The sequence below is a fragment of the Pseudomonas fluorescens genome (assembly GCF_002022275.1).
GTDB classification, from domain to species: domain Bacteria; phylum Pseudomonadota; class Gammaproteobacteria; order Pseudomonadales; family Pseudomonadaceae; genus Aquipseudomonas; species Aquipseudomonas fluorescens_AJ.
In genome coordinates, this window is record NZ_MSDF01000026.1 from 1 (window position 1) to 18963 (window position 18963).

The 18963-nt window shown below is 58.4% G+C and carries 16 protein-coding genes; 12 read left to right on the forward strand and 4 right to left on the reverse strand.

The annotated features are described in order from the left end of the window. Nucleotides 1-334: 334 nt before the first annotated feature. Both BFW87_RS20745 and BFW87_RS20750 read left to right on the forward strand, forming a co-directional pair. The gene (locus BFW87_RS20745; protein WP_078741593.1) at nt 335-1240 is read left to right on the forward strand and encodes a DUF808 domain-containing protein; all 906 of its coding nucleotides are present in this window, start codon (nt 335-337) and stop codon (nt 1238-1240) included. 135 nt (nt 1241-1375) lie between these two features. Next, the gene (locus BFW87_RS20750) at nt 1376-1747 is read left to right on the forward strand and encodes a DUF805 domain-containing protein (RefSeq protein ID WP_078741594.1); all 372 of its coding nucleotides are present in this window, start codon (nt 1376-1378) and stop codon (nt 1745-1747) included. A gap of 56 nt (nt 1748-1803) precedes the next feature. Here BFW87_RS20750 and BFW87_RS20755 read toward each other — a convergent pair whose 3' ends face one another. Next, nucleotides 1804-2592: an MlaA family lipoprotein gene (locus BFW87_RS20755; RefSeq protein ID WP_078741595.1), complete on the reverse strand. Its 789-nt coding sequence runs from the start codon at nt 2590-2592 to the stop codon at nt 1804-1806. Beyond that, complete coding sequence (locus tag BFW87_RS20760) at nt 2585-3883, reverse strand: serine/threonine protein kinase (RefSeq protein ID WP_078741597.1); 1299 nt, start codon at nt 3881-3883, stop codon at nt 2585-2587. The genes BFW87_RS20755 and BFW87_RS20760 overlap by 8 nt, the downstream gene beginning before the upstream one ends. A gap of 236 nt (nt 3884-4119) precedes the next feature. Here BFW87_RS20760 and BFW87_RS20765 point away from each other — a divergent pair, with 236 nt between their 5' ends. Continuing rightward, nucleotides 4120-4488 (forward strand): hypothetical protein, encoded by a 369-nt coding sequence (locus BFW87_RS20765; RefSeq protein ID WP_078741598.1) that lies wholly within the window; start codon nt 4120-4122, stop codon nt 4486-4488. A gap of 105 nt (nt 4489-4593) precedes the next feature. Here the strand turns inward: BFW87_RS20765 and BFW87_RS20770 are convergent, their stop codons facing one another. Further along, complete coding sequence (locus BFW87_RS20770) at nt 4594-6147, reverse strand: glycoside hydrolase family 17 protein (protein ID WP_078741599.1); 1554 nt, start codon at nt 6145-6147, stop codon at nt 4594-4596. Nucleotides 6148-6480: 333 nt separating this feature from the next. Here BFW87_RS20770 and BFW87_RS20775 point away from each other — a divergent pair, with 333 nt between their 5' ends. From BFW87_RS20775 to BFW87_RS20785, 3 genes are all read left to right on the forward strand, one after another. Further along, nucleotides 6481-7332 (forward strand): glycine betaine ABC transporter substrate-binding protein, encoded by an 852-nt coding sequence (locus tag BFW87_RS20775; protein ID WP_078741600.1) that lies wholly within the window; start codon nt 6481-6483, stop codon nt 7330-7332. A 253-nt stretch (nt 7333-7585) separates the two neighbouring features. Continuing rightward, a complete protein-coding gene (locus BFW87_RS20780) occupies nt 7586-7897 on the forward strand; it encodes a DUF485 domain-containing protein (RefSeq protein WP_003190001.1) in 312 nt (103 codons plus the stop codon). Next, the gene (locus BFW87_RS20785) at nt 7894-9552 is read left to right on the forward strand and encodes a cation acetate symporter (RefSeq protein ID WP_078741601.1); all 1659 of its coding nucleotides are present in this window, start codon (nt 7894-7896) and stop codon (nt 9550-9552) included. The genes BFW87_RS20780 and BFW87_RS20785 overlap by 4 nt, the downstream gene beginning before the upstream one ends. A 160-nt stretch (nt 9553-9712) precedes the next feature. Here BFW87_RS20785 and gltA read toward each other — a convergent pair whose 3' ends face one another. Continuing rightward, on the reverse strand, nt 9713-11002 hold the full coding sequence (gene gltA, locus BFW87_RS20790; protein WP_078741602.1) for a citrate synthase: 1290 nt from the start codon (nt 11000-11002) through the stop codon (nt 9713-9715). A 364-nt stretch (nt 11003-11366) separates the two neighbouring features. Between gltA and sdhC the strand changes: the two genes are divergently transcribed. The 6 genes from sdhC to odhB all read left to right on the forward strand — a co-directional run bounded on the left by sdhC (nt 11367) and on the right by odhB (nt 18956). Beyond that, nucleotides 11367-11741, forward strand: coding sequence for a succinate dehydrogenase, cytochrome b556 subunit (gene sdhC / locus BFW87_RS20795; RefSeq protein ID WP_016974691.1), 375 nt, complete (start codon nt 11367-11369; stop codon nt 11739-11741). Continuing rightward, complete coding sequence (sdhD, locus tag BFW87_RS20800) at nt 11735-12103, forward strand: succinate dehydrogenase, hydrophobic membrane anchor protein (RefSeq protein ID WP_078741603.1); 369 nt, start codon at nt 11735-11737, stop codon at nt 12101-12103. Before sdhC ends, sdhD begins: the two co-directional genes overlap by 7 nt. Nucleotides 12104-12106: 3 nt before the next feature. Next, nucleotides 12107-13879 (forward strand): succinate dehydrogenase flavoprotein subunit, encoded by a 1773-nt coding sequence (gene sdhA, locus BFW87_RS20805; RefSeq protein ID WP_078741604.1) that lies wholly within the window; start codon nt 12107-12109, stop codon nt 13877-13879. An 11-nt stretch (nt 13880-13890) separates the two neighbouring features. Next, nucleotides 13891-14595 (forward strand): succinate dehydrogenase iron-sulfur subunit, encoded by a 705-nt coding sequence (locus BFW87_RS20810; RefSeq protein ID WP_078741605.1) that lies wholly within the window; start codon nt 13891-13893, stop codon nt 14593-14595. Between the two features lie 261 nt (nt 14596-14856). Beyond that, complete coding sequence (locus BFW87_RS20815; protein WP_078741606.1) at nt 14857-17688, forward strand: 2-oxoglutarate dehydrogenase E1 component; 2832 nt, start codon at nt 14857-14859, stop codon at nt 17686-17688. A gap of 44 nt (nt 17689-17732) precedes the next feature. After that, complete coding sequence (odhB, locus tag BFW87_RS20820) at nt 17733-18956, forward strand: 2-oxoglutarate dehydrogenase complex dihydrolipoyllysine-residue succinyltransferase (protein WP_078741607.1); 1224 nt, start codon at nt 17733-17735, stop codon at nt 18954-18956. The last annotated feature ends 7 nt before the right edge of the window (nt 18957-18963 follow it).

Here is an 18963-nt window from a genome sequence, read left to right on the forward strand (position 1 = left end):
GCGGGTCACTTTTGGAAAGACCCAAAAGTAACCAAAAGGTCTTCGCCCCACCACTCGGCACCTCGCCTAGGCTCGGTGTGCCCTCACTCCGGCTTGAATCCGTGGGCCGCCGCGATGGGCCATCCTTGGCCCAGTGCGGCTAACCCGGCGTCCTGCCGGGTTACCCACGGATTCAAGCCTGCGTGCGGCCAGCGTGGTTAACGGGGCGTCTGAGATCAAAGTCAAAAGCAGATCAACAGCAAAGCAACAGCTGGGAGCAGTTGGGCGGGTAACTATATTCCATGGCCGCTGCCGCGTTATATTCGCTGCACTTTAAACGCAGGAAGCCCGAATCATGGCAGGAAGCAGCTTGTTGGTACTGATCGACGATATCGCCGCCGTGCTCGACGATGTGGCGTTGATGACCAAAATGGCCGCCAAGAAGACCGCCGGTGTCCTAGGCGATGACTTGGCGCTCAATGCCCAGCAGGTTTCCGGGGTGCGGGCCGAGCGGGAGATTCCCGTGGTGTGGGCGGTGGCCAAGGGGTCGTTTGTTAACAAGTTGATTCTGGTGCCAGCTGCGCTGTTGATCAGCGCGTTTGCGCCGTGGGCGGTGACGCCGTTGTTGATGCTGGGGGGCGCGTATTTGTGCTTTGAGGGCTTTGAAAAGCTTGCGCATACCTTTTTGCACAAGCGCACTGAAGAGCAGGCGCATCTGGTCGAGGCGGTGGCGGATCCGGCGACGGATCTGGTGGCGTTTGAGAAGGACAAGATCAAAGGCGCAATCCGCACGGACTTTATCCTCTCGGCCGAAATCATCGCCATCACCCTTGGCACCGTGGCGGATGCGCCGCTGATGCAGCAAGTGATCGTGCTGTCGGGTATTGCCATTGTCATGACGGTCGGCGTGTATGGGCTGGTGGCCGGTATCGTCAAGCTGGATGACTTGGGCCTGTGGCTCACCCAAAAGCCCGGGCAGGCGGCTCGCAGTGTCGGTAGGGCGATTTTGCGCGCGGCGCCTTACATGATGAAAAGCCTGTCGGTGATCGGCACGGCGGCGATGTTTATGGTTGGCGGCGGCATTCTTACTCACGGCGTGCCGGTGGTGCATCACTGGATCGAGGCGGTTAGTCAGAGCATTGGTGGCTTGGCGTGGTTGATGCCGACATTGCTGAATGCGGTGGCGGGGATTATTGCGGGGGCGGTGGTGTTGGCGGTGGTTCAGGTGGTTGGCAAGGTGTGGCGAGCTGCAAAGGGCTGATTCGTTCATATCGAATTCAAATTTAACCGAGGTTTAAGCTTAATCCTACAGTTCGGCTTTCCAGGCATTTATAGGATGCGTCGCGCCTCTTCATGTGAAGCGGCTCGATAAAAATGGATCGATAAGGGGTTAAGGATGAACTGGTGTTTTCAAGCGATAAAAAACTACGCCAAGTTCAGTGGGCGAGCCTGTAGGCGTGAGTACTGGTCGTTTGTAGTGATGGACATAATGATCGTCTGGGGCTCTATTTTAGCTGCGTACCTGACAAATGTTTCTTCGAGTCCGTGGTTTATCGTCCCATTTGGTTTTTACGTGTTGTTCATGATCACCCCTGCGGTGTCAGTGACATTCCGGCGGCTTCATGATGTAAACGTTACGGGAGCGTATGCACTTTGGTTTTTGATTCCGATCGTTGGTTTTATAATGGTGTCCATCCAGTTATTCACTCAAGGCGATAAGGGAGAGAACGACTACGGTGTGCCTCCTGGTAAAAAGTTGGTTGTGTAAAATCGGTGTAATAAAAAAGGCCATTCTTTCGAATGGCCTTTTTTGTGGCGCCCGGTTTACTCGGCAATCTGCAACTTGCGCGATTCCGTATAGATGTAGCGCACCTTTTCATACTCAAACGGCGAGTTCATCTGACCGTAGCGGAAACTGGTCTGGTAGCGTTTGTCGACCGCGCGCAGGGCCCAGATTTCCGGGTGGTTTTCGCTGACTTTGGAGACGTTCAGGAAGTTGATCTGCGATTCGGCACTGTAGTCCACCAGCAGGCCGCCGGTGTCGCGCAGGTTCGACGGGCCGAAGATTGGCAGCACAACGTAGGCACCGCCGGGTACGCCGTAGAAGCCCAGGGTTTGGCCGAAGTCTTCGCTCTGGCGTGGCAGGCCCATGGCGGTGGCGGGGTCCCACAGGCCGGCGATGCCGATGGTGGTGTTGAGCAGCAAGCGGCCGGTGGTTTCGAGGGAGCGGTGGCCCTTGAGTTGCAGCAGGCTGTTCAACAGGTTGGGCACATCGCCCAGGTTGTTGAAGAAGTTGCTCACGCCGGTGCGCAGGAAGCTGGGTGTGACATAGCGGTAGCCGTCGACCACGGGCAGGAACACCCATTGGTCGAAGCGGTAGTTGAAGTGGTACACGCGACGGTTCCACGACTCCAGCGGGTCGTAGACGTTGAGTGCGGTCAGCGACGAGCGCTCAAACTCACGCTGGTCCAGGCCCGGGTTGAACTTGAGCTTGGTCAGCGGCTCTTTGAAGCCGTCAGCGTCAACCTTGACCGGTTCGTGGGCCTTGCTGTTGTCGGCATTGGCGACGCCCGCGCACATCAGGGCGGCGAGCAGCAAAAGATATTTAGCCACGGAAGAACTCCAGCATGGCGTCGGCGTTGACGCGGTAATTGAGGTTGCCGCAGTGGCCGCCCAGTGGGTAGACGGTCAAGCGATCGCCGAAGGTTTTACGCAGGAAACCGAGGTCGCCAGGGCCCAGGATCAAGTCGTCAGCGTTGTGCATCACGGCGATTTTCGGGCTGCTGTGCAGGTAGTCCTTGAGGGCGTACAGGCTGACCTGGTCAACCAGTTGCAACAGGCTGCCGCCGTCAGTACGGGCGCGCCACATCGGGATCACTTGTTCGGTGAGGTAGCAGTCGAAGTCGCATTGCAGCGCACGCTTGAGGAACGGCGTGAGGCTGGTGCTTTCGGTGATCGGGTATTTGGGTGGAATGATCAGGCCGCGGCGGTTGATCAGGTCCGAGGTGAACGCGATGTCGGCTGCCGAGAAGCGGAACGAGGTCCCGATCAGCATGGCCATCTGTTCGTTGGTCAGGTGCTGCTTGGAGTTCTGGAAATCGTAGAGCAGGGCGTCATTGAGGTCGATGTAGCCCTTTTGCTGGAAGTAGCGGGTCAGCTTGTTCAGCACCAGTTCATAGAAGGTGGTGGTGTTGTTGATGCCCTTGACCTCGGTCTGTACCAGCTTGTCGAGGTTGGTGATCGAAGTGTAGAGGTTGACCGGCGGGTTGAGCAGCAGCACTTTCTTGAAGTTGAAGCTGCGGCGGGTTTCGTCGAGTTTGGCGACAAACGCCGCATCCAGACCGCCCAGACTGTAGCCGGTGAGGTAGAAGTCAGTGACCGGCAGCGAAGCGTTTTGGGCACGCACCGCTTGCATCACGCGGTACATGTCTTCGGCGTCTTCCTGCGTCACGCCGGGCGTGGCGTAGCGCGAGGCGGCGCTGATGAAGTCGAAGCTGGTGGGCGACGACAATTGCACCACGTGGTAGCCGGCCTGGTAATACAGCTTTTTCAGGTATTCGTTAATGCTGCTGTCAAACCGCGCGCCAGTGCCGGCGATCAGGAAGATCAGTGGCGCAGCGTGGTCCTGCTTGGCGATGCGGTAGGTGAGCTTTTTCACCGCCCAGAAGTTATCCGGCAGGCTGAACTCGCGCTCGGGGCGCATCGTCAGGCTGTAGTCGGATTGGTTGATCTCGTCGTCGCTCGGCAATTTCGGCCGAAGGTCCGGCGGTGTGGTCGCGATCGTCGCTTCGAACGGGTTGGTCAAAGGGTAGCCATAGGTGGCCTGGTCTATGTCGACCGCCAGTGCTGACGCACTCAGAAAAAGGCTGCCCAGCAGGGCAACACAGCGCAAGGAACGGAGCATGACTTTATCCCTAAGAGGAAACGTGCTGAATGAAGTTCGCAGGCTATGACCACCGCGTTACCACCGAAGTGCCAGCACTCGGCACGAAAAGTCGGAAAAAAACGTCGGAATCGGGGTAATAGTAGCCAGACGATACACTTTGCGACGCTTTGTTGAACACTTATCTGCGTACACACCTTGCCAACGGCCACCGGGGGATTAAGCTGAGCGCCGTTTTTGCCTATCGGAGTGCCCTGATGTCCCCTCGCTTGCCATGGATCCTGCTGCTTATTGCCCTGCCGTTATGGCTGGCCGCCAGTTATGGCGCACGTTATGGCTTTATGGAGGATGGGCAGTGGGTCGGCATCTGCGTCGATGAAGCCAGCCGCTGGGAATGCCAGCTGCGTTCGAACCTTGGGCTGATGATTCACTTCAAGGTGCTGGGCTGGGCGGCACTGGTGACGGCGGTGTTGGCGTTTATTGTGCCGGGGCGGTTGGGGTGGGGGTTGGCAGTGTTGGGGCTGGTGTTCGGGTTGCCGGCGTTGGCGTTGTACAACACCACGTTTGCGGTGTTTGCGGTGGTGATTGCGGGGTTGCGGTTGGTCAGGAAGCCAAGGGCAGTCTGACAGGGCCTCATCGCAGGCAAGCCAGCTCCCACACTTGATTGGGTTCACATACTCCTAACTGTGAACACGGACAGTGTGGGAGCTGGCTTGCCTGCGATAGCGGGGTCAAGCCTTGCGCACCTGCAAGCAACGCCACAAAGCCACAACCATCAGCACGCTGACCACCGCCCAACCCCAAGCCTGCTGGTTCAGCAACCCTTCGCGATACAACTGCGGTGCAACGCCGGCGCCGATGATAAAGGCCAGCAGCGCGATCTCCCGACGCGGCCCAGCCACCGGACGAACCAGATACACCAAAGCCGGCAACACCAGCGCCGCACTCGGAAAGCTGCGATAACGCGGGTCAAATACCAACTCAAGCATCATCACCGCCCCCGCAAACCCGGCAATCGCCACCAGCAGGCCTGCGCGCCTCTCCAGCCAGTTAAATGCGCGCTCGCGCCAGCCTTCTCGTGAGCTCAAGGCCAGGGCGGCATGGGCCAGCACCAGCAGGTTCAACGCCACCAGCAAGCCTGCCCACACCCATTCATCGTTGAAGCGCGCAGTGAGGCGGGTCAGTTCGGCCCAGGTGCCAATAGAGCAGGCGGCCACAGCGCCCAGTAACGGCAAAGCCATAGCGGCGCGGGTGCTGCGTACGCGACCACCCAGCGCCAGTGTGCCCAGCAGGATAATCCCGCCCACGCCCAGCCACAGTGGCCAGTACGGCACGTTGCTCACTGGCCCGGCGAGGATGCCCTTGTCCTGGCGATCGGCATCAAACAGACCCCAGTAACCGCCAACCGCGCCTTCACTCGCGCGCTTCCACGGCTGGTCAAACGCTTCGATCAGGTTGTAGCGCCAGCCGTTGGCTTCGGCCATGGCGACAAAACCGCGCATGAACTTGGCCTCGTTGACCCGGCTCGGCACCGCGGTTTCGCGCTGGCGGCCTTCGCTGGGCCAGCCGGTCTCACCGATCAGCACGTCCTTGGGCGCGAATTTGTTGCCGAATGTCTGGCGTACATCGCCCACATGCTTGAGTGCCTGGTCGATGCCCGAAGGATCATCTTCCCAGTACGGCAGCAGGTGAATGGTGAGGAAGTCTACGGCCGGGGCGATTTCCGGGTGTTTCAGCCAGAACTCCCATACGTCCGCATAGGTGACCGGCTGCTTGATGTGGCTTTTGACTTTGTGGATCAGCGTCACCAGCTGTTTGGCGGTGACTTCCTTGCGCAGCAGGGCCTCGTTGCCGACGATCACCGAGGTGACCACGTCCGGGTTGGCATTGGCTGAGGCAATCAACTGGTCGACTTCTTTTTCGGTCGCTACCGGGTCACTGCTGACCCAGGCGCCGATCATCAACTTCAACCCGTGCTTGCGCGCGAGGTCCGGCAAGGCTTCCAGGCCGGTCATGGAGTAGGTGCGGATGCATTCAAAACGGGTGGCCAGCAGGGCCAGGTCGGCGTCCATGCGCACGGGGCGCAGCGTGAACGGCTGGTCGAACGGCGATTGATCCTTGTCGAACGGCGTGTAGGACGCGCATTGCATCTTGTGGCTGGCGCTGGCGACGTCCGGAAGTACCACCGGCCGGCCGAGGCCATACCAGTAGCCGACAAGGGCCAGCAGACCGAGGATCAGGGCGAAAAAATAGGGCAGGGCAGGGAAGCGGGCATTCGCGGGCATGGTCGGCTTATCTGGGGGAGCAAAGGCGCGCATCTTACCCGGATTTGTCCCGTCCCAGTGGGGCTGCATAATTTTGACATGCAAAGTTCGGGCGGGATTCTGACGTCAACGCCTGCAAAGCATCCTGCTGGCTATGTGATGTCGTTTCCTGCTTACCTGAGGTCGCAGTCAGAGCAGGTTCCAAGCCCCGGCAGGTTGATGATCAAGGCGTCAGCACTCCACTGATGGGGCAGCAGCTGGATTATGCGCGTGAAGGGGGCGCGGTGCACCACCATAACAACTAGGTTGACGTCGCTCGGCATCCGTCGGGCGCAGCACTTTCGGGGAAGTACGATGAAGATGCGACGACTCTTGGGCGCAGCTGCCACTCTGGTAGTTGCGATGAGCTCCACACTGGCCAGCGCCGACAGCAAAACCCTGAGCATCGGCTATGTCGATGGCTGGTCCGACAGCGTGGCCACCACCCACGTGGCGGCAGAAGTGATCAAGCAAAAGCTCGGTTATGACGTGAAACTGCAGGCCGTCGCTACCGGGATCATGTGGCAGGGTGTAGCCACCGGCAAGCTCGACGCCATGCTCTCCGCCTGGCTGCCCGTGACCCACGGTGAATACTGGGCCAAGAACAAGGACAAGGTGGTCGACTACGGCCCCAACTTCAAGGATGCGAAAATCGGCTTGATCGTGCCGGAGTACGTCAAAGCCAAGTCCATCGAAGACCTCAAGACCGACACCACCTTTAAAAACAAAATCGTCGGCATCGACGCCGGTTCAGGCGTGATGCTCAAGACCGACGAAGCCATCAAGGCTTACGGTCTGGACTACAAGCTGCAAGCCAGCTCCGGCGCCGCCATGATCGCCGAACTGACCCGTGCCGAAGACAAGCAGGAATCCATCGCGGTCACCGGCTGGGTGCCACACTGGATGTTCGCCAAGTGGAAACTGCGTTTCCTCGACGATCCAAAAGGGATTTATGGCGCGGCTGAAACTGTTAACAGCATCGGCAGCAAGGGCCTGGAGAAGAAAGCGCCGGAAGTCGTGGCGTTCCTGAAGAAATTCCAGTGGGCCTCCAAGGACGAAATCGGCGAAGTCATGCTCGCGATTCAAGAAGGCGCCAAGCCTGAAGCGGCAGCCAAGGATTGGGTCGCCAAGCACCCGGATCGTGTGGCTGAGTGGACTGCCAAATAATCATTAACCTGTAAATGTGGGAGCGGGCTTGCCCGCGATAGCGGTGTATCTGTCACTCATATGTTGACTGGTACACCGCTATCGCGGGCAAGCCCGCTCCCACATTAATTTCACCCCCTGTAAATCCTCCTGCGTTCTGACAATCCCTCGCTACACTCGATCTAAGACTAAGGTCGTCTGGAACCTCTACGGCAGCCGCATACAGTGGATACGTTCCAAAATAATAAAAAGCTGTGCTGCGAGGATAAAAACAATGAACGACAGCATTTACCTCTCGATTCAAAACAGCCCGCGTTTCAAGGAGCTGGTCAGAAAAAGGGAACGATTCGCCTGGATTCTCTCGGCGATCATGCTAGGGCTTTACTCCGCTTTCATCCTGTTGATTGCTTACGGGCCACAAGTCCTGGGGGCCAAGATCAGCCCCGGTTCGTCGATTACCTGGGGCATTCCCCTGGGCGTCGGACTGATTGTGTCCGCCTTCATCCTGACCGGCATCTATGTACGCCGGGCCAACGGCGAATTTGACGACCTGAACAATGCGATTCTCAAGGAGGCTGCGCAATGATCCGGCGTCTATTGGCTGTATCCGGCGCTTCACTGTTTGCTCCTGCCGTTTGGGCGGCGGATGCGTTGACCGGTGAAGTGCACAAGCAACCGCTGAATATCGCTGCGATCCTGATGTTTATCGCGTTCGTCGGTGCCACCCTGTGCATCACCTACTGGGCGTCCAAGCGCAACAAGTCGGCGGCTGACTACTATGCAGCCGGCGGCAAGATCACCGGTTTCCAGAATGGCCTGGCGATTGCCGGCGACTATATGTCGGCGGCGTCCTTCCTGGGCATTTCCGCACTGGTGTATACGTCCGGTTATGACGGCCTGATCTATTCGATCGGCTTTCTGGTAGGTTGGCCGATCATTCTGTTCCTGATCGCCGAGCGCCTGCGTAACCTGGGCAAGTACACCTTTGCCGACGTGGCGTCCTATCGTCTCGGGCAAACCCAGATCCGCAGTCTGTCGGCGTGTGGTTCGCTGGTGGTGGTGGCGTTCTACCTGATCGCGCAGATGGTGGGTGCGGGCAAGTTGATCCAACTGCTGTTCGGCCTCGACTACCACGTCGCGGTCATCCTTGTGGGTATCCTGATGTGCCTGTATGTGCTGTTTGGCGGCATGCTGGCGACCACCTGGGTGCAGATCATCAAGGCAGTGCTGCTGCTGTCCGGTGCCTCGTTCATGGCGCTGATGGTGATGAAACACGTCAACTTCGACTTCAATGCCCTGTTCTCCGAGGCGATCAAGGTTCACCCTAAAGGTGAGGCGATCATGAGCCCCGGCGGTTTGGTAAAAGACCCGATTTCAGCATTCTCGCTCGGGCTTGCGCTGATGTTCGGTACGGCGGGTCTGCCACACATCCTGATGCGCTTCTTCACCGTCAGCGACGCTAAAGAAGCCCGCAAGAGCGTGTTCTACGCCACTGGTTTTATCGGCTACTTCTACATCCTGACCTTTATCATCGGTTTTGGCGCGATCCTGCTGGTCAGCACCAACCCGGCGTTCAAGGATGCTGCAGGCGCCTTGCTCGGCGGTAACAACATGGCGGCGGTGCACCTGGCCAACGCGGTGGGCGGCAGTATCTTCCTGGGCTTCATTTCGGCTGTGGCGTTTGCCACCATCCTCGCGGTGGTTGCCGGCCTGACCCTGGCCGGTGCTTCGGCGGTGTCCCATGACCTGTACGCCAGCGTGATCAAGAAGGGCAAGGCCAACGACAAGGATGAGATTCGCGTGTCGAAGATCACCACCATCGCCTTGGGCGTCTTGGCAATCGGTCTGGGTATCCTGTTCGAAAGCCAGAACATCGCGTTCATGGTGGGCCTGGCGTTCTCCATCGCGGCCAGCTGTAACTTCCCGGTGTTGCTGCTTTCCATGTACTGGAAAAACCTCACCACCCGTGGCGCGATGATTGGCGGCTGGTTGGGCTTGATCAGTGCCGTAGGCCTGATGATCCTCGGCCCGACCATCTGGGTCTCAATCCTGCACCATGAAAAAGCCATCTTCCCGTACGAGTACCCGGCGCTGTTCTCGATGATCATTGCGTTCGTCGGCATCTGGTTCTTCTCCATCACCGACAAGTCGGCGGCAGCAGAGAAAGAACGTGCACTGTACTTCCCGCAGTTTGTGCGTTCGCAGACTGGCCTGGGGGCGAGCGGGGCGGTTAATCACTAAACGCTGTAACCGTTACAAAAAAATGCCCCGGTCGTGAGATCGGGGCTTTTTTTTGCTTTTATTGCGGGTGGATATCACAAAACTGTTTCTCAAATTCTGCACAAATAAAAACGGCCCCCTTGTGAAAGGAGGCCGTTTTTTAGACCAAATTGTTAGATGCTTACTTGCGATCTTCCAGTTTGGTGATATCACGCGACTCGTAGCCGGTGTACAGCTGGCGCGGGCGGCCAATCTTGTACGGGCTGGAGAGCATTTCTTTCCAGTGCGAGATCCAGCCTACGGTACGTGCCAGGGCGAAGATCACGGTGAACATGCTGGTTGGAATGCCGATCGCCTTGAGGATGATCCCCGAGTAGAAGTCGACGTTCGGGTACAGCGAGCGTTCGATGAAGTACGGGTCGGTCAGGGCGATCTCTTCCAGGCGCATGGCCAGTTCGAGTTGCGGATCGTTTTTGATGCCCAGTTCCTTCAGCACTTCGTCGCAGGTCTTCTTCATCACGGTGGCGCGCGGGTCGCGGTTCTTGTAGACCCGGTGACCGAAGCCCATCAACTTGAACGGATCGTTCTTGTCCTTGGCCTTGGCGATGAATTTGTCGATGTTCGAGACATCGCCGATTTCATCGAGCATGGTCAGCACGGCTTCGTTCGCACCGCCGTGGGCAGGGCCCCACAGTGCGGCGATACCGGCGGCGATACAGGCGAACGGGTTGGCACCCGAGGAACCTGCCAGGCGTACGGTGGACGTCGAGGCGTTCTGTTCGTGGTCGGCGTGGAGGATGAAGATCTTGTCCATCGCGGCGGCCAGCACCGGGCTGATCGGTTTGATCTCGCACGGCGTGTTGAACATCATGTGCAGGAAGTTTTCCGCGTACGACAGGTCGTTGCGCGGGTACATCATGGGTTGGCCCATGGAGTACTTGTAAACCATCGCGGCCAGGGTCGGCATCTTGGCAACCAGGCGGATCGCGGAGATTTCGCGATGCTGCGGGTTATTGATGTCCAGGGAGTCGTGATAGAAGGCCGACAGGGCGCCGACTACGCCGCACATGACGGCCATCGGGTGGGCGTCGCGACGGAAGCCGTTGAAGAAGGTCTTCAACTGCTCGTGAACCATGGTGTGGTTCTTCACATTACTGACAAACTTGGCTTTCTGCTCGGTCGTTGGCAGTTCGCCATTGAGCAGCAGGTAGCAGGTTTCGAGGTAGTCCGACTGCTCGGCCAGTTGCTCGATCGGGTAGCCCCGGTGAAGCAGAATGCCATTATCGCCATCGATATAGGTGATCTTCGACTCGCAAGAGGCGGTCGACATGAAGCCTGGGTCGAATGTGAAACGGCCCGTGGCCGTCAGGCCCCGTACGTCGATAACATCGGGACCAACGGTGCCGGTTAAAATGGGCAGCTCGACGGGGGCTGCGCCCTCGATGATCAACTGCGCTTTTTTGTCAGCCATGTGGCCTCCTATTTATGCTTCAAATCATCAGACAGACCCCCCACGCAGGGCCCGCACCACTATATTGATATAAATCCAGATGTCAATTTGCCTAAAGTCTTGCTCCAGAAGGCTTTAACCGTACTTTTTCGTCGAAATTGACTGCCATTTACGCCTTTTATCCCGCTAACGCAATCAGCTATTAGGGTGAGGAGCGCGCGTTGTCATTAGTAACCTAACTGTCTATACTCGGCCACCGACCGCCAAGGGCTTTTGGGCTTGCTTTCATTGGGGGTCGCACTCCCTGGGTGGTGCTTACCTGACCAGTGCACTCCCCAACAACTTTGCCCTGATTGTTAGGGGCTCTTCAGTGTGAAAAAAAGCCGTGAATAGCCAACGACCTGTAAACCTAGACCTAAGGACCATCAAACTCCCCATCACCGGCGTTACGTCGTTCCTGCACCGTGTTTCCGGCATCATCCTGTTCCTCGGCCTGGGCATCATGCTTTATGCATTGAGCAAATCCCTGGGTTCCGCGGAAGGTTACGCCGAGGTGAAGGCATGCTTGACCAGCCCGCTGGCCAAGTTCGTAGCATGGGGCCTCCTGTCCGCTCTGCTGTATCACCTGGTAGCCGGCGTGCGCCACTTGATTATGGATGCGGGCATCGGTGAGACGCTGGAAGGCGGCCGCCTGGGCTCGAAAATCATCATCGCCATTTCCGTGGTGCTGATCGTTCTCGCAGGAGTTTGGATATGGTAACCAGCGTTACGAACCTATCGCGTTCGGGCCTCTATGACTGGATGGCGCAGCGTGTGTCTGCGGTCGTTCTCGCGGCTTATTTCATTTTCCTGATCGGATACCTCGTCGCACACCCGGGCATCACCTTTGAACAATGGCATGGCCTGTTCGCCCACAATGCGATGCGAATCTTCAGTCTGCTGGCCCTTGTAGCCCTGGGCGCACACGCCTGGGTCGGCATGTGGACCATCGCGACCGACTACCTGACGCCGATGGCGCTGGGCAAGTCCGCGACCGCAGTCCGTTTCCTCTTCCAGGCAGTCTGCGGCGTTGCAATGTTCGCTTACTTCGTCTGGGGTGTGCAGATTCTTTGGGGTATCTGATTCATGGCTAACATTCCAACTATTTCCTTCGACGCCATCATTATTGGTGGCGGCGGTGCTGGCATGCGCGCAGCGCTGCAGCTGGCCCAGGGCGGTCACAAGACTGCCGTGATCACCAAGGTGTTCCCGACGCGTTCCCACACCGTATCGGCCCAGGGTGGTATCACCTGCGCCATCGCGTCCGCCGACCCGAACGATGACTGGCGCTGGCACATGTACGATACCGTCAAGGGTTCCGACTACATCGGTGACCAAGACGCTATCGAATACATGTGTCAGGAAGGCCCGGCTGCGGTCTACGAGCTGGACCACATGGGCATGCCGTTCTCGCGTACCGAACAGGGTCGTATCTACCAGCGTCCATTCGGCGGCCAGTCGAAGGATTACGGTAAAGGCGGGCAGGCTGCCCGTACGTGCGCCGCGTCCGACCGTACCGGTCACGCACTGCTGCACACCCTGTATCAGGGCAACCTGAAAGCCGGCACCACGTTCCTGAACGAGTACTACGCGGTAGACCTGGTGAAGAACGCCGACGGCGCATTCGTTGGCGTTATTGCCATCTGCATCGAAACCGGCGAAACCACCTACATCCGCGCCAAGGCTACTGTTCTGGCAACTGGCGGTGCAGGCCGTATCTACGCCTCGACCACCAATGCCCTGATCAACACCGGTGACGGCGTCGGCATGGCACTGCGTGCCGGCGTGCCGGTACAAGATATTGAAATGTGGCAGTTCCACCCGACCGGTATTGCCGGCGCGGGCGTACTGGTTACCGAAGGTTGCCGTGGTGAAGGTGGATACCTGATCAACAAGCACGGCGAGCGTTTCATGGAGCGTTATGCTCCGAACGCGAAAGACCTTGCAGGTCGTGACGTTGTTGCCCGTTCGATGGTTAAAGAAATCATCGCCGGCAACGGCTGTGGCCCGAACGGCGACCACGTACTGCTGAAACTCGATCACCTCGGTGAAGAAGTACTGCACAGCCGCCTGCCAGGCATCTGCGAACTGTCGAAGACGTTCGCACACGTTGACCCTGTTGTTGCTCCGGTTCCGGTTGTTCCAACTTGCCACTATATGATGGGCGGCGTGCCGACCAACATTCATGGCCAGGCGATCACCCAGAACGCTGAAGGCGTGGACGAGATCATTCATGGTCTGTTCGCGGTAGGCGAAGTGGCGTGCGTATCGGTACACGGTGCCAACCGTCTGGGCGGCAACTCGCTGCTCGACCTGGTGGTGTTCGGCCGCGCTGCCGGCCTGCACCTCGAAAAAGCGCTGACCGACGGCATCGAATACGATGACGCCACCGACGCCAACATCGAAACAGCCCTTGCCCGTCTGAACGCTCTGAATGAGCGCACCGATGGCGAAGACGTGGCAACCCTGCGTCGCGAGCTGCAAAGCTGCATGCAGAACTACTTCGGTGTATTCCGTACCGGCGAATACATGCAGAAGGGTATTGCCCAGCTGGCCGACCTGCGCGTGCGCATCGCCAACGTCAAGATCAACGATAAGAGCCAGGCGTTCAACACCGCTCGTATCGAAGCCCTTGAATTGCAAAACCTGCTGGAAGTGGCTGAAGCGACTGCGATTGCCGCCGAGGTTCGTAAAGAATCCCGTGGTGCTCACGCTCGTGAAGACTTTGAAGACCGCGACGACGAAAACTGGTTGTGCCACACCCTGTACTTCCCGGGTGACAAGCGCGTAACCAAGCGTGCCGTGAACTTCTCGCCGAAGACGGTGCCGACGTTTGAACCGAAGATTCGGACTTACTAAGGGTGGCTGCCATGTTGAAAGTCAGTGTTTACCGCTACAACCCTGATCAGGACGCCGCGCCGTTCATGCAGGAATTCCAGGTCGATACCGGTGGTAAAGACCTGATGGTGCTGGACGTGCTGGCCCTGATCAAAGAGCAGGACGAAGGTTTCTCCTATCGTCGCTCTTGCCGTGAAGGTGTGTGCGGTTCCGACGGCATGAACATCAACGGCAAAAACGGCCTGGCGTGCATCACGCCGCTGTCTGCTGTGGTGAAAGGCAACAAGCTGATCGTTCGTCCTCTGCCAGGTTTGCCGGTTATCCGTGACCTGGTCGTCGATATGAGCATCTTCTACAAGCAATACGAGAAAGTTAAGCCATTCCTGCAGAACGACACGCCGGCTCCGGCCATCGAACGTCTGCAGTCCCCGGAAGAGCGTGAAAAGCTCGACGGTCTGTACGAGTGCATTCTGTGCGCTTGCTGCTCGACCTCGTGCCCGTCCTTCTGGTGGAACCCGGACAAATTCCTGGGTCCAGCTGCACTGCTGCAAGCGTATCGCTTCCTGGCAGACAGCCGTGACACCAAGAAGTCCGAGCGTCTGGCTTCACTGGATGACCCGTTCAGCGTATTCCGCTGCCGCGGGATCATGAACTGCGTCAACGTATGTCCCAAAGGCCTGAACCCGACTAAGGCCATTGGTCACATCCGTAACATGCTGCTGCAAAGCGGCGTGTAACCGACGTTGTAACAAAGCAGGACCGTTGTGCCCGTAAATGCTACGGCGCAGGCTTCAACCGGCGCCGTAGTTTTAACTTGAGCAGCGACTTACAAAGCCGCGGCTCTTATTTTGAAGAAATGAGACAAGCAGGGGCATTCGGGTTGGTACCCGAACTATCAGCGTGATCCTAAGTGGCTTGTTTTGGTCGCTGCACTTGGCCTTTTGCAAGCAAACTCGGTGTTTTCGCCGGTGGTGTCCCCAAATCGAGGGTGACCAAGCATGCAAGAAAGCGTGATGCAGCGCATGTGGAACAGCGGCTATCTTTCAGGTGGTAACGCTGCCTATGTGGAAGAGCTTTATGAGCTCTACCTGCACGACCCTAACGCTGTGCCAGAAGAATGGCGCACCAAATTTCAGACGTTGTCTTCAGACGGCAACGCTGCCACCGATGTATCGCACGCAACGATTCGCGATCAATTTGTGCTGCTGGCAAAGAACCAGCGCCGCGCCCAACCGGTTTCCGCCGGCAGCGTGAGCAGTGAGCACGAGAAGAAGCAAGTTGAAGTATTGCGACTGATCCAGGCTTACCGGATGCGTGGCCACCAGGCGGCCCAGCTTGACCCGCTGGGGCTCTGGAAGCGTCCTGCACCTGCAGACCTGTCGATCAATCATTACGGCTTGACCAATGCCGATCTTGATACGACCTTCCGTGCCGGCGACCTGTTCATCGGCAAAGAGGAAGCGAGCCTACGCGAAATTCACGAAGCGTTGCAGCAGACATATTGCCGCACCATCGGCGCTGAATTTACGCACATCACCGATTCCGAGCAGCGCCACTGGTTCCAGCATCGCCTGGAAGGCGTGCGTGGCCGTCCGGTGCTGTCCGCCGATGTGCGCAGCCACCTGCTGGAGCGCGTGACTGCCGCTGAAGGTCTCGAAAAATACCTGGGTACCAAATACCCGGGCACCAAGCGTTTCGGCCTGGAAGGCGGCGAAAGCCTGATTCCAATGCTCGACGAGCTGATCCAGCGTTCCGGTTCCTATGGCACCAAGGAAATCGTGATCGGCATGGCTCACCGTGGTCGCCTGAACGTGTTGGTCAATACCTTCGGCAAGAACCCGCGTGAGCTGTTCGACGAGTTCGAAGGCAAGAAGAAGGTTGAGCTGGGTTCCGGTGACGTTAAATACCACCAGGGCTTCTCGTCCAACGTAATGACCACCGGCGGTGAAGTTCACCTGGCCATGGCCTTCAACCCGTCCCACCTGGAAATCGTTTCTCCAGTGGTCGAGGGTTCGGTGCGTGCCCGTCAGGATCGTCGTAACGATTCTACCGGTGAGAAGGTTCTGCCGATTTCCATCCACGGTGACGCGGCATTCGCCGGTCAAGGCGTGGTCCTGGAAACGTTCCAGATGTCGCAGACTCGCGGCTTCAAGACCGGCGGTACGGTTCACATCGTCATCAACAACCAGGTTGGCTTCACCATCAGCAACCCGCTGGACGCGCGCTCTACCGAGTACGCGACCGACGTTGCCAAGATGATCCAGGCGCCGATCCTCCATGTGAATGGTGATGATCCGGAAGCCGTGCTGTTCGTAACCCAGCTCGCCATCGACTACCGCATGCAGTTCAAGCGTGACGTGGTCATCGACCTGGTTTGCTACCGCCGTCGCGGTCACAACGAAGCGGATGAGCCTAGCGGCACCCAACCGTTGATGTACCAGCAAATCACCAAGCAGCGCACCACCCGTGAGCTGTACGCCGACAGCCTGATCAAGGCCGGTGTAGTGGACGATGCACGTGTTCAGGCGAAGATCGATGAATACCGCAACGCGCTGGATAACGGCCTGCACGTGGTGAAAAGCCTGGTTAAAGAGCCGAACAAAGAGCTGTTCGTGGACTGGCGCCCTTACCTGGGCCACGCCTGGACGGCGCGTCACGACACCTCGTTCGATCTGAAAACCCTGCAGGAACTGTCTGCCAAGCTGCTGGAAATTCCGGATGGCTTCGTTGTACAGCGCCAGGTTGCGAAGATCTACGAAGACCGTCAGAAGATGCAAGCCGGCGGCCTGCCGATCAACTGGGGTTACGCTGAAACCATGGCGTACGCGACCCTGGCGTTCGAAGGTCACCCGATCCGCATGACCGGCCAGGACATCGGCCGTGGTACGTTCTCGCACCGTCACGCGGTTCTGCACAACCAGAAAGACGCGGGTACCTACATCCCGTTGCAAAACCTGTACGACGGCCAGCCACGTTTCGACCTGTACGATTCGTTCCTGTCCGAAGAAGCCGTACTGGCGTTCGAATACGGTTACTCGACCACCACGCCTCAGGCGCTGGTGATCTGGGAAGCCCAGTTCGGCGACTTCGCCAACGGTGCCCAAGTGGTTATCGACCAGTTCATCACCAGCGGCGAGCACAAGTGGGGCCGTCTGTGCGGTCTGACCATGTTGCTGCCACACGGTTATGAAGGTCAGGGTCCGGAGCACTCCTCGGCCCGTCTGGAGCGTTACCTGCAGCTGTGCGCCGAGCACAACATCCAGGTGTGCGTGCCGACTACCCCGGCCCAGATCTACCACTTGCTGCGTCGCCAGGTGATCCGCCCGCTGCGCAAGCCACTGGTAGTGCTGACGCCGAAGTCGCTGTTGCGTCATAAATTGGCCATCTCGACCCTGGAAGATCTGGCCGACGGTTCGTTCCAGACCGTTATTCCAGAAATCGACACACTGGACGCCGCCAAGGTCACTCGCCTGATCCTGTGCAGCGGCAAGGTCTACTACGACTTGCTGGAAAAACGCCGTGCCGAAGGCCGCGAAGACATCGCCATCGTGCGTATCGAGCAGCTTTACCCGTTCCCGGAAGACGACCTGATGGAGGCCATCGCGCCTTACACCAACCTCACGAATGCCGTGTGGTGTCAGGAAGAACCGATGAACCAGGGCGCTTGGTACAGCAGCCAGCATCATTTGCGTCGCAGCATCGGTAACCACAAAACAGGCCTCGGCCTGGAGTACGCCGGTCGTGATGCTTCTGCTGCACCTGCGTGTGGTTATGCGTCGATGCACGCCGAGCAGCAGGAAAAACTGCTGCAAGATGCTTTCACTGTTTAACGCCTTCGCGCTGACTGAAACCGAATTTTAAGGACCCACAGATAATGGCTATCGAAATCAAAGCCCCGTCATTCCCGGAATCGGTTGCCGATGGCACCGTTGCCACCTGGCACAAGAAACCAGGCGAGGCCGTCAAGCGTGACGACCTGATCGTCGACATCGAGACCGACAAAGTCGTTCTGGAAGTGTTGGCCGAAGCTGACGGCGTGCTGGGAGCGATCGTTGCTGAAGAGGGCGCTACCGTCCTGTCGAACCAGGTACTGGGCTCGATCGAAGAGGGCGGCGCTGCTGCCGCTGCACCTGCCGCTGCTGCCCCGGCTGCCGCTGCTGCTCCAGCCGCTGCTCCGGCTTCCGGCGCTGAAGACCCGATCGCTGCACCGGCTGCGCGTCAGCTGGCTGAAGAAAACGGCATCAACCTGGCGTCCATCAAAGGCACCGGTAAAGACGGCCGTGTGACCAAGGAAGACGTGGTTGCTGCCGTTGAAGCCAAGAAAAACGCTCCAGCTGCCGCCCCTGCCAAGGCTGCTGCTCCGGCTGCCGCTGCGCCTGTGTTCGCCGCTGGCGACCGCACCGAGAAGCGCGTACCGATGACCCGCGTACGTGCCACCGTGGCCAAGCGCCTGGTTGAAGCACAGTCGAACATGGCGATGCTGACCACGTTCAACGAAGTCGACATGACCGAAGTCATGGCCCTGCGTTCGAAGTACAAGGACCTGTTCGAGAAGTCCCACAACGGCGTACGCCTGGGCTTCATGTCGTTCTTCGTGAAAGCGGCTACCGAAGCGCTGAAACGCTACCCGGCAGTCAACGCCTCGATCGACGGTACCGACATCGTTTACCACGGCTATGCAGACGTCGGCGTTGCCGTGTCCAGCGACCGTGGCCTGGTGGTTCCGGTTCTGCGTAACGCCGAGCTGATGAGCCTGGCTGAAATCGAAGGCGGCATTGCCGGCTTCGGCAAGAAAGCCCGTGACGGCAAGCTGACCATCGACGAAATGACCGGCGGTACGTTCACCATCACCAACGGTGGTACCTTCGGTTCGATGATGTCGACCCCGATCGTTAACCCGCCGCAAGCGGCGATCCTGGGCATGCACAACATTCTGCAGCGTCCAATGGCGATCAACGGCCAAGTCGTGATCCGTCCGATGATGTACCTGGCGCTGTCGTACGATCACCGCCTGATCGATGGTAAAGAAGCCGTGACTTTCCTGGTGACCATCAAGAACCTGCTGGAAGACCCGGCTCGTCTGCTGCTGGATATCTGATAGAAGC

Coding starts and splice junctions, on each gene's coding strand:
- BFW87_RS20745 (WP_078741593.1), top strand. CDS start 335: ATGGCAGGAAGCAGCTTGTTGGTACTGATCGACGATATCGCCGCCGTG.
- BFW87_RS20750 (WP_078741594.1), top strand. CDS start 1,376: ATGAACTGGTGTTTTCAAGCGATAAAAAACTACGCCAAGTTCAGTGGG.
- BFW87_RS20760 (WP_078741597.1), bottom strand. CDS start 3,883: ATGCTCCGTTCCTTGCGCTGTGTTGCCCTGCTGGGCAGCCTTTTTCTG.
- BFW87_RS20765 (WP_078741598.1), top strand. CDS start 4,120: ATGTCCCCTCGCTTGCCATGGATCCTGCTGCTTATTGCCCTGCCGTTA.
- BFW87_RS20770 (WP_078741599.1), bottom strand. CDS start 6,147: ATGCCCGCGAATGCCCGCTTCCCTGCCCTGCCCTATTTTTTCGCCCTG.
- BFW87_RS20775 (WP_078741600.1), top strand. CDS start 6,481: ATGAAGATGCGACGACTCTTGGGCGCAGCTGCCACTCTGGTAGTTGCG.
- BFW87_RS20780 (WP_003190001.1), top strand. CDS start 7,586: ATGAACGACAGCATTTACCTCTCGATTCAAAACAGCCCGCGTTTCAAG.
- BFW87_RS20785 (WP_078741601.1), top strand. CDS start 7,894: ATGATCCGGCGTCTATTGGCTGTATCCGGCGCTTCACTGTTTGCTCCT.
- gltA (WP_078741602.1), bottom strand. CDS start 11,002: ATGGCTGACAAAAAAGCGCAGTTGATCATCGAGGGCGCAGCCCCCGTC.
- sdhD (WP_078741603.1), top strand. CDS start 11,735: ATGGTAACCAGCGTTACGAACCTATCGCGTTCGGGCCTCTATGACTGG.
- sdhA (WP_078741604.1), top strand. CDS start 12,107: ATGGCTAACATTCCAACTATTTCCTTCGACGCCATCATTATTGGTGGC.
- BFW87_RS20810 (WP_078741605.1), top strand. CDS start 13,891: ATGTTGAAAGTCAGTGTTTACCGCTACAACCCTGATCAGGACGCCGCG.
- BFW87_RS20815 (WP_078741606.1), top strand. CDS start 14,857: ATGCAAGAAAGCGTGATGCAGCGCATGTGGAACAGCGGCTATCTTTCA.
- odhB (WP_078741607.1), top strand. CDS start 17,733: ATGGCTATCGAAATCAAAGCCCCGTCATTCCCGGAATCGGTTGCCGAT.